At 65.3% G+C, this 15,601-nt stretch carries 13 protein-coding genes; 4 read left to right on the top strand and 9 right to left on the bottom strand.

Annotated features, from left to right (window positions below; all coding sequences use genetic code 11):
* Positions 1 to 29: 29 nt before the first annotated feature.
* The 8 genes from AC56QQ_RS01565 to AC56QQ_RS01530 form a co-directional block, all read right to left on the bottom strand.
* Positions 30 to 1,532: a sugar ABC transporter ATP-binding protein gene (locus AC56QQ_RS01565; protein WP_489858870.1), complete on the bottom strand. Its 1,503-nt coding sequence runs from the start codon at positions 1,530 to 1,532 to the stop codon at positions 30 to 32.
* Positions 1,533 to 1,598: 66 nt separating this feature from the next.
* Entirely contained in the window at positions 1,599 to 2,666 is a 1,068-nt protein-coding gene (locus tag AC56QQ_RS01560) for a substrate-binding domain-containing protein (protein WP_489858871.1), read from the bottom strand.
* A gap of 165 nt (positions 2,667 to 2,831) precedes the next feature.
* Positions 2,832 to 3,896 carry a sugar ABC transporter substrate-binding protein gene (locus tag AC56QQ_RS01555; RefSeq protein WP_256752510.1) on the bottom strand — a complete coding sequence of 355 codons (1,065 nt, stop codon included), beginning with the start codon at positions 3,894 to 3,896 and terminating at the stop codon, positions 2,832 to 2,834.
* A 295-nt stretch (positions 3,897 to 4,191) separates the two neighbouring features.
* Positions 4,192 to 4,962, bottom strand: a complete 771-nt coding sequence (locus tag AC56QQ_RS01550; protein WP_489858873.1) for a GntR family transcriptional regulator — start codon at positions 4,960 to 4,962, stop codon at positions 4,192 to 4,194.
* Positions 4,963 to 5,044: 82 nt separating this feature from the next.
* Positions 5,045 to 5,776, bottom strand: a complete 732-nt coding sequence (locus AC56QQ_RS01545; RefSeq protein ID WP_497125299.1) for an E3 binding domain-containing protein — start codon at positions 5,774 to 5,776, stop codon at positions 5,045 to 5,047.
* A complete protein-coding gene (locus AC56QQ_RS01540; RefSeq protein ID WP_497125297.1) occupies positions 5,773 to 6,783 on the bottom strand; it encodes an NAD(P)-dependent oxidoreductase in 1,011 nt (336 codons plus the stop codon). Before AC56QQ_RS01540 ends, AC56QQ_RS01545 begins: the two co-directional genes overlap by 4 nt.
* Before the next feature lie 33 nt (positions 6,784 to 6,816).
* Positions 6,817 to 9,207 carry a thiamine pyrophosphate-dependent enzyme gene (locus tag AC56QQ_RS01535; protein WP_497129269.1) on the bottom strand — a complete coding sequence of 797 codons (2,391 nt, stop codon included), beginning with the start codon at positions 9,205 to 9,207 and terminating at the stop codon, positions 6,817 to 6,819.
* 138 nt (positions 9,208 to 9,345) lie between these two features.
* Positions 9,346 to 10,566 carry a mandelate racemase/muconate lactonizing enzyme family protein gene (locus tag AC56QQ_RS01530; protein WP_497125296.1) on the bottom strand — a complete coding sequence of 407 codons (1,221 nt, stop codon included), beginning with the start codon at positions 10,564 to 10,566 and terminating at the stop codon, positions 9,346 to 9,348.
* A 117-nt stretch (positions 10,567 to 10,683) separates the two neighbouring features.
* Between AC56QQ_RS01530 and AC56QQ_RS01525 the strand changes: the two genes are divergently transcribed.
* The 4 genes from AC56QQ_RS01525 to AC56QQ_RS01510 are packed head-to-tail and all read left to right on the top strand — an operon-like array spanning position 10,684 to position 14,510.
* Positions 10,684 to 11,478, top strand: coding sequence for an SDR family NAD(P)-dependent oxidoreductase (locus AC56QQ_RS01525; RefSeq protein ID WP_497125295.1), 795 nt, complete (start codon positions 10,684 to 10,686; stop codon positions 11,476 to 11,478).
* A gap of 4 nt (positions 11,479 to 11,482) precedes the next feature.
* Positions 11,483 to 12,331, top strand: coding sequence for a transketolase (locus AC56QQ_RS01520; RefSeq protein WP_497125294.1), 849 nt, complete (start codon positions 11,483 to 11,485; stop codon positions 12,329 to 12,331).
* Entirely contained in the window at positions 12,328 to 13,317 is a 990-nt protein-coding gene (locus AC56QQ_RS01515; RefSeq protein ID WP_497125293.1) for a transketolase family protein, read from the top strand. The genes AC56QQ_RS01520 and AC56QQ_RS01515 overlap by 4 nt, the downstream gene beginning before the upstream one ends.
* Positions 13,318 to 13,325: 8 nt before the next feature.
* Positions 13,326 to 14,510, top strand: coding sequence for a mandelate racemase/muconate lactonizing enzyme family protein (locus tag AC56QQ_RS01510; RefSeq protein WP_497125291.1), 1,185 nt, complete (start codon positions 13,326 to 13,328; stop codon positions 14,508 to 14,510).
* Positions 14,511 to 14,566: 56 nt separating this feature from the next.
* Here the strand turns inward: AC56QQ_RS01510 and AC56QQ_RS01505 are convergent, their stop codons facing one another.
* Positions 14,567 to 15,601 carry a LacI family DNA-binding transcriptional regulator gene (locus AC56QQ_RS01505; RefSeq protein WP_489858881.1) on the bottom strand — a complete coding sequence of 345 codons (1,035 nt, stop codon included), beginning with the start codon at positions 15,599 to 15,601 and terminating at the stop codon, positions 14,567 to 14,569.

Genomic DNA, 15,601 nt, shown 5'->3' with positions numbered 1-15,601 from the left:
GGTTGCTCCGCGATCGCCATCACCATGCCTCAGGCCGCCTCGCTTTCAAGCATGGCGGCGCGCAAAATGCCCGCCTCCGAAATGCGGTCGCCCTCGAGCGTCGCTGCCACGCGGCCGTTGCGCATCACCAGCACGCGGTCGGCGACATGAACGAGCTCCGGCATGTCGCTCGAATGGAACAGGATTGCATAGCCCTTGGCCGCGAGGTCGCGCATCAGCTGGAAGATCTCGCCCTTGGTGCCGACATCGACGCCGCGCGTCGGATCGTAGAGCAGCAGCACCCGCGCTTGCGTGAGCAGCATCTTGCCGAAGATCACCTTCTGCTGGTTGCCGCCGGACAAAGTGCCGGCAAGCTGTTCCGGCGTACCGGCCTTGATGCGCAGGAAGTCGACCATTTCCTTGACCAGGGCCGCTTCCTTTTGCCGGCTCAGCAACCCGTTTTCCGTGAAACGCTTGATGACCGACAGTGTCAGGTTCTCGCGCACGCTCTTGGTCAGAAGCAGACCCTGCCCGCGCCGATCCTCCGGCACCAATGCGATACCGTCCTTGCCGGTCAGGGCCTGGCGCGGATTGCCGATCGAAACCGGCTTGCCCCAGAGTTCGATGGTGCCGCTGGCCTTGCTGGCGCCGAACAGCGCCTGGAACAGTTCGCGCTGGCCGTGGCCCTGCAGACCGCCGACGCCGAGCACCTCGCCCTCGCGCAGCGCAAAGTCGACGCCGGAGAGCCGGCTGCCGCTCGAGAACCCCTTGACGCTCAGCGCGATGCGGTCGGTCGCGGTGGCAACGCGCTCGGGATAGAGCCGGTCGAGGTGCCGGCCGATCATCTGGGTGACGATCTCGTTGTCGGACACGGCATTGGCTTCGTGTACCGCAATGGTGCTGCCATTGCGGAAGATCGTCAGCCGGTCGGCGATGGCACGCACCTCGGCCATGCGGTGCGAGATGAAGATGACCAGCCTGCCCTCGGCGGCCAGTTGCCGGGTGAGCTTGAGCAGCCACTCAGCCTCCCGCGCGGGCAACGCCGAGGTCGCCTCGTCGAGGATCAGGATGCGCGGGTCCTTGGCCAGGCCCTTGGCGATCTCGACGATCTGCCGCTCGGCCAGTGTCAGCCGCCGCAATTCCTGATCGGGACGCAGCGCCGGGAAGTCGTATTTGTCGAGCAGAGCCAGCGTCTTGCGGCGCATCTCGGCGCGATTGACGGTGCGCAGAAGCGTTCTTGGTTCGTGGCGGAACCAGATGTTCTGCTCGACGCTGAGATCGGGGATCAGCGACAGCTCCTGGAAGACGGCGGCGATGCCGCGCGCCTGGGCAGCATCCGGATTGGCCGGGCGATAGTCCTGGCCGTCGACCAGGATCGAGCCGCCATCATGCCGCACGGCGCCAGACAGGATCTGGATGAAGGTGCTCTTGCCCGCGCCATTCTCGCCGAGCAGCGCGTGCACTTCGCCGGCGCGGGCGCTGAATGTCGCCTCGCTTAGCGCGACGATGCCACCATAGCGTTTGGACAGGCCTTTGACGGTGACGAGGTCCATGGGCTGCTCTCGAAAAGCTCTCCCGACATCCTGCGATGCCGGGAGACAGGGTCGCGGTGACAGATGTTACTTGCTGCCGGCGGCTTCCGCGGCGGTGATCTCGACCCAGTCGGGCGTGATCGGCAGCGTCAGGCCGGGCGCCTGGTCGGGGAAGGCATTTTCGCCGACCGCGATCTTGATCATCTTGGTGCCGGGGTAAAGCTTGGACTCGAACGGGTCGGTGGTGACGAAGTCCCCCTTGACCGAGATGGAGCGCTCGGCCGGCTTCTTGCCGGTGTCGAGAATGTCGACCGCCAGCTTGATCGCTTCCGAGGAGAGATAGGCCGGGTTCGAGCCGAGGATGCACTTGGCGCCTTGCGTCTGCGCACAGGTGAGCGCGGCAACATTGTAGGAGAAGCCGACGACCGGGACGATCGGCCGGCCGGCATCCTTCAGCGCCTGGATGGCGCCGGAGCCATAGCCTTGCGTCATGATGCCGTCGATCTTCGGATTGGCGGCAAGCAGGGCCGCGACGCCCGATTGCTCCGGCCCGAGCGCGTAATTGCCGTTGTAGTAGCCGACGACCTTGATGTCGGGATATTTGGCCAGCACCTTCTCGTAGCCCTGCTGCAATTGCGCCGAGATCGGCGCGCCCGCAAGGCCGCGGTCGAGGATGATGTTGCCCTTGCCGCCAAGCTGCACGGCCATCCACTCGGCCATGACCGAGGGGATGCGGTCCCAGTCGGAGGCGACGGCGAAAGCGCAGGGCTCGGTCACCACCTGGTCGAAGCTGATGACGACGATGCCGGCGTCGCAGGCCTTCTTGATGGTCGGGTTCAATGCCGAATCCGAACCGGCATCGACGAGGATGGCGTCGGGCTTCTGACGAATGATGTTGTTCAGTGAGTTGATCTGCGCCTGGACCGTGTTCTCGACGTTCTCGATCTTGAGATCGACGCGGCCCTTCAGCGGTCCCTTGTTGACCGACACGGTGGCGACACGCTCCATCTGCTGGCGCCAGTCATTGCCGACGAAATTGTTCGAGAGATAGATGGTGTAGGGCTTCTTGTCTTCGGCGTGGCTAGGCACCGTGCCGATGGCGATCGCGGACACGGCAAGGCTTGCCAGTCCGGCGCAAATTGTCTTCAGTTTCATGATCTCTCCTCCTTGCGTTTCCTGCATCAGCCGGTGACGGACTTCGCCATCTTGGTGGGTGCTGCGTGTAAATTGATACCGGTACCAATGCGCCTTGTCAATTTAAGCCAAGGCGCATTGGAGAGGCCTGGAGGCGACCATTTCGTCACCGATCGGCAGGCATCGTCATTTCGAGCCGGCGGCCTCGGCCGGGGTGATTTCAACCCAGTCCGGGCTGACTGGAAGAAACAGGCCCGGAGCCATGTCCGGAAAGGCGTTCTTGCCGACCTCTATCTTCTGCATGGTCGCATCGGGATACAATTCCGACGGGACCGGATCGGTGGTGAGGAAGGCATTGCGCAGCAGGATCTTTTTCTCCGCTGGCTTCTTGCCGTCCAGTATCTCCACCGCGAGCTTCAAGGCCTCGGCCGACAGATAGGCAGGGTTGGGTGCAAGAATGCACTGGGCGCCCTGGGTCTGCGCACAGGTCGTCGTCGTCAGGTTGAACGGACTGCCGGTGATGGGAACGATCGGGCGACCGGCGTCCTGCAGCGCCTTGATCGCTCCGGCGCCGTAGCCCTGGACGAAGATGGCGTCGACTTGCGGGTGCGCCGCCAGCAAGCTGGCGACGCCGGCCTGCTCCGGTCCCAGCGCATAGTCGCCGTTGAAATAACCGACCACTTCAATGCCGGGATATTTCTTGATGACTTCCTCGAAACCACCCTGCAGCTGGGCGGAGATCGGAGCACCGGCAAGCCCACGGTCAACGAGGATCTTGCCCTTGCCGCCGAGTTTCTTGACCAGCCATTCGGCCTCGACGCGCGGCGCGCGGCCCCAGTCGGACTCCATCGTGTAGGCGCAGGGCGCGCTGACGATCTGGTCGAAGGCGATGACCACGATCCCGGCCTTGCAGGCCTTCTCGATCGTTGGGTTGAGCGCTTCGCCGGAGCCCGCGTCGATCACGATGGCGTCGGGCTTGTTGCGAATGATGTTGTTGAGGGAATTGATCTGCGCCTGGACCGTGGTCTCGACCACCTCGACCTTGAGGTCGACGCGACCGGCAAGCGGCGGCTTCTTGACCGCGATGTCGGCGCTGCGCAACATCTGCTGGCGCCAGTCGTTGCCGACGAAATTGTTGGACAGATAGATGGTGTAGGGCTTCTTGTCCTGTGCGTTGGCCGGCACGGCATCGATCGACAGCAAAGTCGTCGCGATCACCGCAAGGCCGGCGAAGAATGCGCCTGCTTTCATGATTTCCTCCTCCCGTGTTTGGTGTCAGCCGCGCGAACGCCGCCGCCTATCAAGTGCCTTCGCGGCACACCCCCTTATGGACAGACTTTGTTTTGTGCATGCCGTTACCCCAGAACCACTGCGCACTTGGGCGACACGCACCAGGCGAATGCTCGACGTCGGATGCGGCTGCGCATCCACGTTCGATCGCGGTTCCCGACGCAGCCTCCATCCTAGCTATGATGCTATTATAATTTTATAAAGCTGTCCATGGCCGAGACGACGAAATCGGCGTGACAATCGCGCCGGTCAGGGGTCAGGCGAGGTCGTTCGGCGCGTCGTAGCTGATGCTGAAGAGATCGGCAGGATGCCGCGCGATGGTGAACTCGATGCTCTGCTGGTCGGCCGACTGGTAGAGCATCTCCACGCTCAGGACCGCACTGCCCAGCGCGATGCCGAGGTCTTCCGCGATGGCCTCGTCGGCGATCTCGGCGCGGACCGTGACATGCGCGACGTCCAGCCGCAGGCCGAGATGCCGTTGCACCGAACGAAAGATCAGCACGTCGGAAAAATCGTCCCGCTTCAGCTTCGCACCGACAGAAGGCGGGAAATAGCTGGTGATCTGGGCCTTCTTCTGGTCGCCCACCGATAGGATGCCGCGCAAGCAGTAGCCCGCCTCGTCCTTGCCCATGCCGAAATGGCGCTGAAGCACCGGGGAGACCTCCTTGCGATAGGATTTCACCGTCAGCTCGGCATCCTTGGTGAAGGCCGCCATGTCGGCGAAGTTCTTGAATTTCCAGCTGAGGTTGACCGACGGATTGCGCGCCGTAACCACCGCTGGTTTCGCCGACCGCTTCCTGATCAGCCCGTCGGCCTCGAGGTCCCGCAAGGCCTGGCGCACGGTGATCAGGCTGACGCCGAAATGCTCGGCAATGGTCGCCTCCTTCGGCAGTTCACCGCCGACGGGGAAGGTGCCGTTGCCGATCGGCTCGCGCAGGATGTCGGCAAGCTGGCGGTAAAGCGGCCCGTTCGAGCGGCCGAGTGTGCGCCGGGGAAGACTATCGATGGTGGGAACGGAGTGATCCATGAGCCTCGTCGCGCCTGTGTCGAAGCTTTTATAATAGCTTCATTGCCCCGAGGCTAGGCGATGCAGCCGACGATGCTGAACGTCAAACGAAGAGCCGGAGCGGGTGTTCGATCGCCGATTTCAGGGCGGCGAGCCACGCGGCAGCGGCCGCCTCGTCAAGGCTTGCCGTATCCGTGGTGAGCAGGCATTCGGCATGGTCACCTCCCGCGGCGACGCAGACGGTCAGGCGCATGGCGCGGCCCGGCAGAAGCGGCATCATCAGCGGCCGGATTTCGCTCGCCGGCAAGAGCCGCAAGGACAGCTCGGCCGGTTTTTCCGCGTCGTCTTGGGTGTCGGCCAGGGCCGCAAGCCGCGTCGAGCGCAGTGACGTCAAGGTAACCTGCGGGGCAGCCGCGAAGACCGCTTGCCGTCCGGCGAGTTCCAGAGCCACCGGTGCGCCGCCGGGCTTGGCGGCCTCGGGAGTTTCAGCGAATGCACGGCCCGCCGCGCGCAGCAGCACGTCGTCGATGTCGAACACTTTTCCGGTGCTCTCCAGCGCGGCCAGCAATTCGCGCAGCGCGCCCAGCGCGAGCGATGCGGCGAAAGCGGCCACGCGCGGCGCGGCGACAGATGGCGCGGCGGCAGCAGGGGCAATGATATCAGGCGAATTTACAGGGGTGGGAACCGGGACGAAGCCCCGCACGTCGGCGGCCAGGATACGCCCGCCTGGGCCGCTGCCACGGAGCGTTTCTAGCGGAAAGCCACGCTCGCGCGCCAGGCGGCGCGCATAGGGCGACGCCGCCAGACGCTGGGTTTGGCCGACCGCTATGTTCATTTCAGATACTCGGAATTGACGCAGTTTGTGAGCCGGCCCTCGGCGAGGTAGGCGTGCACCACTTCGATCGATTTCAGCCTGAGATCGCGCATCGCCGCCGGGCTACAGAAGGCTGCGTGCGGGGTGACGATCAGCCGGTTGGCGATCCACGGCTCGCGGCGCCGCCATGCCGCCAGCAGCGGATGGTCGAGATCGCCCGGTTCGTTCGGCAGCACGTCCAGCCCGGCCCCGGCGACGGTGCCGTCGCGCATCACCGCTTCCAGCGCGTCGAGATCGACGATCGGGCCGCGCGCCGTGTTGACCAGGATAAGACCCGGCTTGGCGGCGGCGAAGGCAGCCGCCCCAAGCAGCTTGCGGGTTTCCTCGGTCAACGGCGTGTGAACGCTCACCACATCCGCCCGCCCCATCAGCTCGACCAGCGAATGGACCCGCTCGTAGCCGGTCGAGAGGTCGACGCCGGACAGAAGATGCGGGTCGTGGAACACCACCTTCATGTCGAAAGCGGCGGCGCGGCGGGCAGCGGCAAGCCCGATGCGGCCAAGCCCGACAACGCCGAAGGTGGCACCCTTGTGCCGGCGCACCAGCGGCGCCCTGGAGAAATGCCAGCCTTCGGCGCCGTTGCCGGAAAGCTCCGCGCCATAGGCGGAGGTGCCGCGCGTCAGCGCCAGCATCAGCCCGATGGCGTGGTCGGCGACTTCCGTCGTGCCATAGTCCGGAACATTGCAGGCCGGGATATTGCGCGCGCCCCAGCCCGCGGTGTCGATGTTGTCGAAGCCGACGCCCGAGCGCACCGCGATCCTTGCCTTGGGAAAGGCGGTCGGAGCGGCCGCGACATTGTGGGTCGGCGAATAGTTGATGACTGCATCGACCGACCGACAGATTGCGGGATCGAGGCTGGCAGCCTTGTCATTCGTCGAGCGGGCCAGGATGAGTTCGATGTCGGGATAATGCTCGCGTTCGAGTTCGGCCTCGTCGGCGGCTTGCCAGTTGGCGCACAGGATCTTCATGCTTGCCCTTCGGATTTCATATCTGGTGGTGGTCTATTTCCTGATGCCGCCGATGCGGCCGCCCATTGGCACCACGGCGCCAACCGGCTGGTCGATTGCGACAAGCGTGCCCCTGACCGGGGCCTCGATCTCGACCACGGCCTTGTCGGTTTCGATCTCGGCGATCAGTTCGCCCTCCTTGACTGCATCGCCGACCGCCTTCAGCCATTTTATGACGGTGCCATCGCTGACGGTGAGATCGCCGAACGGCATCGTTATTGGCTCGTCGTCGCCGGCAGTGGGAGCAGAAATCGCCGGCACGGTGGGCTGCGGCTTGGCCGGAGCAGATGCAGGCTTAGCCGGCGCAGTGCTTTTCAGGCCAACCGTGTACCAGTGATCCGGCACCGGCGGCTGACCAGCGATGACGTCGCGCACGCCCTGGACGATGCGAGCGGTGTCCACCAGCATGGCGCGCTCCAGCACCGGCGCGAAGGGATGCGAAGTCGGCGCCGTGTGCAGCCTTCCGGGCGGCGCGTCGAGTTCGTCGAAGGCGAGTTCGTTGATGGCTTGCGCGATCTCACCGCCAAGGCCGCACATCGCCCAGGCTTCGTCGACGATGAGCAGGCGATGCGTCTTGCGGACGCTGGCGACGATGGTGTCGATGTCGAGGGGCATGATGGTGCGCGGGTCGATCACCTCGGCTTCGATGCCTTCGGCGGCCAGCGTCTCGGCGGCCTCCAGCGCGCGCTGCACCATCTGGCCGGCGGCGACGATGGTGATGTCGGCACCGGACCGGGCGATGCGCGCGACGCCGAACGGTACATAATGTTCGCCCACGGGCACCTCGCCCTTCGAGGCGAACAACGCCTTGGGTTCGAGCATGATGACGGGATCGCCGGCCCGCAGCGCCGTCTTCATCAGGCCCTTGGCATCGGCAGGGGTCGCGGGCACGCAGACGATGAGGCCCGGCATGTGGGCGAAGACCGGATGATAGATGCCGCTGTGATGCGGACCGGAACTGCGCAGCGCGCCTGCGCCGACGCGCACCACCATCGGCGCGCTCATGAGGCCGCTGGTCATGTAGCGCAGCTTGGCCGCCTGCAAAAAGATCTGCCCGGCGGTCTCGAAAGCGAAGTCGGCAAACATCAGGTCCGAGACGGTGCGCGCGCCGGTGGCCGAAGCGCCGACGGCGGCGGCGGTGAAACCCTGTTCGGAAATCGGCGTGTCGACCATGCGCTCGGCGCCGAACTCCTGCCAGAGATTCCTGGTGTGGGCGAAGCTGCCGCCGCGTTCGCCGGTGCCTTCGCCAAAATAGAGGATCGCCGGATTGGCGCGCATTTCCTCGGCAATGCCGTCGCGCACCGCCTCGAGCCAGCCTTGCGTGCGGGTCTCGCCGGCGGCGCGCGGCTGCAGGGCGGCGGGCGGGTTGATCGGATCGGCAAAGACGTGCAGCCGGACCGTTGCCGGGTCAGGCTCGGGCGAGTTGCGGGCGAAGGTCAACGCTTCCTCGACCACCTTCTCGATTCGTGACTCGATGGCCGCCAGCGCCTCGGCATCGGCGATGCCATAGTCCTCGACCAGCTTCTTGCGGAACATGTCGATCGGGTCGCGCTTGATCCAGGCGTCCAGCTCCTCCTGCGTCCGGTAGGTGCCTATGACCGGATCGCCCTCATGGTGGCCGACGGTGCGATAGGTCTTGGCCTCGATCAACGTCGGACCCTTGCCGGCGCGGGCGCGCTCGGTGGCTTCCTTCATGGCCAGCCAGACGGCGAAGACGTCGTTGCCGTCGACGGCAATGCCGGGCATGCCGTAGGACGCGGCCTTGGTGGCGATTTCGGGATTGAGCGTGACGGACTTGAGCGGCGTCGCGGTGGCGTAAAGGTTGTTCTCGCAGACGAAGACCGCCGGGGCGCGCTGCACGGCGGCGAAGTTGAGCGCCTCGTGGAAGCCGCCATGATTGGCGGCGCCGTCGCCGAAAAAGGCGACGCCGATGTCGTCGCGGCCCTGCTGGCGGGCGCTCATGCCGATGCCGACGGCATGGCCGATGCCGGCGGCGACGATGCCATTGGTGCCGAACAGGCCGACCGAGCGATCATAGAGATGCATGGTGCCGCCGCGGCCGCCGCAGATGCCGTCGACCTTGCCGAACAGCTCTGCCATCACCCGGCCGGGGTTGGCGCCCTTGGCCAGCGCGTGGCCATGGCCACGATGGGTTGATGTAACCCAGTCAGTCGGGCGCAGATGCGCACAGACGCCGACGCCTGTCGCCTCTTCGCCGATATAGAGATGCAGGAAGCCCGGCGTTTCGCCCTTGCGGCAAGCGATCTGGGCGATGCTTTCGAAGCGGCGCAACAGCACCATGCGCTCGAACAGGTCGAGCAGGATTTTCCGGTCAGGCAGATTTGGCGCACTCCTGGAATCCTCACGCGTGCGCGCCGCGGACATTGCCACCAAAGCCTCCCTGAATCCGTCTGGCGCCGGGCTGCAGAGCGCCGGCGGCGAGCTTGTTGGTCGCTCGCTTCGGCTGATAATAGATTATAATAGCATAATGTCTACTGGCTCCGAACAGAGCCTGTCTTGCCGCTAGATTCTGGTGATGCGCACCGTGGCGTCGGGCCGCTGGAACAGCTCCGGCCGCAGGCTGAGACCAAGGCCCGGACCCTCGAGCGGTGCGACTTGGCCATCGTTGACCAGCGGAATGTCAGCGACGATCTCGGTGTACCAGCCGGTGAAATAGGCGCGCACGGCTTCCTGGTAGTTCACGTTCGGCAAGGTCGCGGACAGCGCGCAACTGGCGGCATAGACGATCGGCCCGGTGCAGTCGTGCAAGGTCACCGGCAGTTCGCTGGCTTCGGCCATGTTGGCAATCTTGCGCGCCTCGCTGAGGCCGCCGCACCAGGCGAGGTCGATCATGATGACCGAAGCGGCGCGCTTGTCGATCAGCTGCTTGAACATCTGCCGCGAGGCCAGTCTTTCGCTGGCGGCGACCGGAATGGAGGTGTGGCGGGCAAGCTCGGCCATCGCGTCGAGCTCGTTGTAGCGGATCGGCTCCTCCAGCCAGGCAACGTCATACGCCTTCAGCGCCTCGGCGATGCGCAGCACCGGCGGCAAGGTCCACAGCCCATGCAATTCGACCATGATCTCCATGTCGCGGCCGACGGCGTCGCGGATCCTCTGGAGTGGCTCCAGCGCCTTGTCGAGATCGGCAAGCGAAATGCGCGTGCCGTTCGACGCCTCGGCGGCAATGTCGAACGGCCATATCTTCATCGCCTTGATACCTTCGGATTTCAGGCTTTTGGCGAGGTCGCCGGCATTGTAGCGCCAGGCGAGCAGATCCTCATACGGGCCTTCGTTCGAATCGCCTGCCTTGAGCGACCAATCCTCGCCGCGCTCGAACAGGGCGTTCTTCTTGGTGGCGCGGACATGCTTGTAGCCGGCGCAAGTGTTGTAGATCGGCACGGTCTTGTGGGTACGGCCGCCGAGCAGCCGCCAGACCGGCTCGCCGAGCGCCTGGCCATAGATATCCCAGAGCGCGATGTTGACGGCGGAATTGCCGCGCACCTCGGCGCCGGAATCGCGGGCGCCGACATAGACGCTGCCGAGCGTGCGGTCATGCAGCTCGATGTCACGCGGATCCTTGCCCAGAAGGTAAGCGGCGACATTGTCGTGGATGTAGGAGGCGACCGGTCCTGGCGCCCAGAATGTCTCGCCGGTGCCGATGAGGCCGGCATCGGTGTGGATGCGCAGCCAGAACAGGAACGGGAACTCCGTCAGCTGCAGCGTTTCGAGCGCGACGACTTTCATTTTTCACTCCCTGTACCGCCAGGCTGCACGGTCGGCGGACAATAGCACATCCCCGTTGACAGCCATCTATGGTACCGGTATCAATCCCGTCAAGATGGCCACCGGGAGGGTGCTCGCTTGCCTGCCGAAATTCTCGATACCGCGCCGCGCAGAGCGCTGGTCACCGGCGCCGCCGGCGGTCTCGGCCGCGAGGTGGCGATACAGTTGGCGGCCCGTGGCTGCGCGGTCGCCATTGCCGACATCAACGCCGAAGGCGCGGCCGAGACTGCTCGCCTGGTTCGGCAGAAAGGCGCCGAGGCCGAGACCATCATCGGCGACTTCACCAGGGAAGGCGCGCCGGAGGCAGCGGTCGAAAAAATGGTCGCGCGCTGGGGCGGCATCGACATCCTCGTCAACAATGCCGGTTATGGTGTGATCGAGCCGTTCCTCGACGCCACTTACAAATCCTGGACGCGCACGCTGGCGCTCAACGTCACCGCGCTTGCCATGGCCTGCAAGGCGGCTGGCCGCGTGATGCGCGAGCAGCGTTCGGGGCGCATCATCAACATCACCTCACCCGGTTCGCGCATGGCGCTGCCCGACTACACCGCCTACACGGCGAGCAAGGCCGGCGTCGATTCCATCACCCGCGCCGCGGCGGTTGCACTGGCGCCCTATGGGGTTCTGGTCAACAGCCTGGCGCCGGGCATGATGGACACCGAGATGCAGCGCTCGACCGAGGCCGATCTCGCCCGCGCCAACGGCCGCAACGACCTGCAGGCCTTTCTCGACGAGCGCACCCGCCGCATCCCGCTAGGCCGCCGCGCGGAGATCGCGGAAGTCGCGGAGGCCGTCGTCTGGCTCTGCCTCGATTCACCCAAATACATGACCGCCGAGCGGCTCAACATGTCGGGCGGGCTCGACAAGGACTGACCGGATGCTGCGCAACTCCCCTCCCGGCACCGCCGACATCAGCGCGCTCGAACGCAAGGCGACGCGGCTGCGCCGCCACATGCTGGCCATGGCGCGCGGCCAGGGCCAGGGCTATATCGGCCAGGGCCTCGGCATCGCCGATGCGCTGGCCGCGCTGTATTTCCATGAACTGCGCTACGACCCGCACAATCTGGCCTGGCCCGATCGCGACCGCTTCCTGTTGTCGACCGGTCACTATTCCATCGCGCTGTGGGCGGCGCTGGCCGAGGCCGGCATCATTCCGGTCGAGGAACTCACCACCTATGGCGCCGACAACAGCCGGCTGGAGATGTCGACGCTCGACACCACGCCCGGCGTCGAAATGATCGGCGGCTCGCTTGGCCATGGGCTCGGACAAGGTGTCGGCCAGGCGCTCGGACTGCGCGTCGACCGCTCCGACGCGCGCGTCTTCGTCGAGCTGTCCGACGGCGAAATGCAGGAAGGCTCTACCTGGGAAGCGGCGATGTCGGCCAGCCATTTCAAGCTCGACGGGCTGGTGGCGCTTGTCGATTGCAACGGGATCCAGGCCGACGGGGCTGTCGTGCTCGACATGGAGCCGGTCGCCGACAAATGGAGCGCCTTCGGCTGGGAAACATCGGAGATCGACGGCAACGACATGACGGCGATAGTCGGCGCGCTAGCCGGTGCACGTCAGAGCAACGGCAAGCCGAAGGCGATCGTGCTGCGCACACTGCCCGGCAAGGGCGTGCCGCGCATCGAGAGCAGCGAGAAATCGCACTTCTTCCGTGTCGACGTGGCGCAATGGGACGGCATCATCGCCGAGTTCGAGAAAAGCACGGGAGCGGGCCAGTGAGCGGCGCGGCAATGGAGGCTGGCCGCACGCTGGCCATGGGCCAGGACGAAGCTGTTGGCGGCGGCCGGCAGAGTGTCGAGGCACCATTCGGCCGCGCGCTGGCCCGGCTTGGCCAGAGCCATCCAGACATTGTCGGGCTGACCGCCGACCTCGGCAAATACACCGACATAGTGCCGTTCCGCGATGCCTTCCCGGACCGCTTCTTCAATGTCGGCATGGCCGAGCAGAATCTGGTCGCCGTCGCCGCCGGACTGGCCCGCACCGGCAAGGTGCCGTTCGCCACCACCTATGGCGTGTTCGCGACGCGGCGCGCCTATGATTTCGTCGCCATAGCGCTTGCCCACTCCAACCTCAACGTCAAGATCGTCGCCGGCTTGCCGGGTCTCACGACCGGCTATGGCGGCACGCATCAGGCGATCGAGGACCTGGCGCTGATGCGCATGATTCCGGGCCTCACCATCATCGATCCCTGCGACGCGACCGAGATCGAGGCGGCGACCGAGGCGATCGCCGAGCATCAGGGCCCGGTCTACATGCGGCTGCTGCGCGGCAGCGTGCCTGTCGTGTTCGAGCCGGGTTACCGCTTCGAGATCGGCAAGGCGAGGCGGCTTCGCGACGGTTCGGATATCGGCATCATTTCGACCGGCTTCATGACCGAGCGGGCCCTGGACGCGGCGGACGCCTTGCGCAAACAGGGCATTTCCGCCGGCGTGCTGCATGTGCCGACCATCAAACCGTTCGATGCCGAAGCGGTGGCCGAATTCGCGGCCGGTGTCAGCCATATCGTCACGGCGGAAAATCATGTCGTCGTCGGTGGCCTGGCGAGCCTGGTCGTCGAGACCTTGTTCGATGCCGGCATTGCGAAGACAGTGACGCGCATCGGCCTTCCCGACCGCTACATCGAATGCGGCGCGGTGCCGACCTTGCAAGCGAAATACGGCCTGACGACCGAGGCCGTCATCGCGACAATCACCGGGTTGAGCTAGAGTTTCGCATGAAGATCACCGAGATCGAGACCTTTGCCGTCGGCGCCGGCTGGAAGAATTGGCTGTTCGTCAAAGTGCATACCGACAAGGGCATTCACGGTGTCGGCGAAGGCACGCTGAACGGCTTCATCAAGACCACCGAAGCCGGCGTGCATGAACTCAAGCATCTCGCCATAGGCCGGGACCCGCGCCGCATCAACGCGTTGGCCAAGCGCTTGCTGGACAGCGTTTCGCTCGATGGCGGCCACATCCATCGCACGGTGATCGCCGCGATCGAGGTCGCCTGCTGGGACATACTGGGCAAGAGCCTTGGCGTGCCGATCCACCAGTTTCTTGGCGGACAGGTGCGCGACAGCGTGCTCGGCTACGCCAATGGCTGGTATCGCACCGAGCGCACGCCGGAGGCTTTCCTCGAGGCCGCCAAGGCGGTGCTGGCCAAGGGCTTCAAGGCCTTCAAGCTCGACCCGTTCGGCACCGCGCAAGGTTTTATTTCGCGCGAGGCGCTGGACCTGTCCTACGCGATCTGCCGGACCTTGCGCGACCGATTGCCCGGGGACACGCTGATCCTGATCGACGTCCACGCGCGCTTCACCGAGATCGCCGCCCTGCAGGCGGCGCAGAAATTCGCCGACCTCGATATCTACTGGTGGGAGGAGCCGACCTCGCGCGACCGGCAGGAGACCGTGCACGAAGTGGCGCATCGTTCGCCGATCCCGGTGGCGACCGGCGAGATGTACGACACGGTCGGCCAGTTCTACACGCTGGCGGCCGGTGGCGGTGTCAACATCTTCCAGCCCGAGCCGATGTCGCTCGGCGGCATTGCGCCATCGATGCAGGTGGCCAATCTCGCGCTCGCGCATGGCAGCCATATCGCGCCGCACCAGAGCGGCGGACCGGTGGCGACGGCAGTGTGCCTGCAACTGGCGGCGGCGGTGCCGAACTTCCTCATCCAGGAACATTTCGACGCCTTCAACGACCCGTGGACGCGCGACCTCGTGACCTGGCATCCGACCATCGACCCGGATAATGGCCATCTGTCGCTGCCGGACGCGCCGGGGCTCGGTATCGATCTCAATATCGATGCGATCAAGCATCACCCCTACGATCCCGACGCCTATCTCAACGTCCATGCCGAGGGCTGGGAAAAGCGTCTTGGCCGCCGCGAAGAGACGGGGAAGCCCAACAGACCATGATCCCGAAAAGTGGAGACCGGTTTTCGGACAAGATCATGGTCAGCCAAGAAAGATAATCAGGCGCTTTCGCGGTCGACAATCTCGAAGCCGAGGCTGGTGATGGTCGGCACCTTGGTGTCGCCGCCGAGCCTTGCCAGCAATTGCCGCACGGCGCGCCGGCCCATCTCGTAGCGATTGACCTTCACGGTGGTCAGCGGCGGATAGAGTTGAGCCGCGAGATCCATGTCGCCATAGCCGGCGATGGCGATCCTGCCCGGCACCGCCCAGCGGCGGCGGTGGCATTCCTGCACGGCGCCGACGGCCAGCGTGTCGCTGGAGAAGAAGATGGCGTCGATGTCCTTGTGCCTCGAGGTCAACGTCACCAGCGCCTCGGCGCCGCCTTGCGCGGTGATCGGCACCTCGACCTCCATGTCGGCATGGTTCTTGATGCCGAGTTCGGTGAGCGCGGCGTGATAGCCGGTGCGGCGCTGCTGCAGGCGGTCATTGCCATGGATCGGCGTCGAGACGAAGCCGATACGCTTGTAGCCCTTGGCCGCCAGGTGCATGGTCATGGCGTAGGCGGTCTCGAAATTGGACACGCCGACCACCATGTCGATCGGCTTGCGGCCCTTGATCTCGGAAATCTCGACCACCGGCGCGCCGCTGCTCTTCAGCAGTTCGCGCGCCGTTTCACTCTGCACGAAACTTTGCAGGATCATGCCGACCGGGCGCCAGCCGAGCAGGGTGCGGATCGATTTCTCCTCTGCCTCCTGCGTGAACTCGCCCTGCACCAGGAGCATCGAATAGCCGCTCTCGTGGCATTCGTCGGACATGCCCTGCACCTGCTCGGCGATGCCCGAATTGATCAGCGGCGGCACCACCGTGCCGATCATGCGGCCATTGCCGCGCATGCTGGACGCCAGCCGGTTGGGCACGAAGCCGGCCTGCTCGATGGCCCGTAGCACCTTGGCGCGCGTCTCCGGCGAGACCATGTCGGGATTGGACAGCACCCGCGACACCGTCATCGGCGCGACGCCGACGCGCTTGGCGATCTCACGGACGCCAAGGCGCCGCGGCTTCTTCTCCCCCGGGCCGTCCGGCCTGTCGGTCAT

Source organism: Mesorhizobium sp. RCAM 05099 (assembly GCF_059683685.1).
The sequence above is the reverse complement of the archived record's forward strand: the minus strand, read 5'-3'. Positions and strand labels throughout refer to the sequence as shown.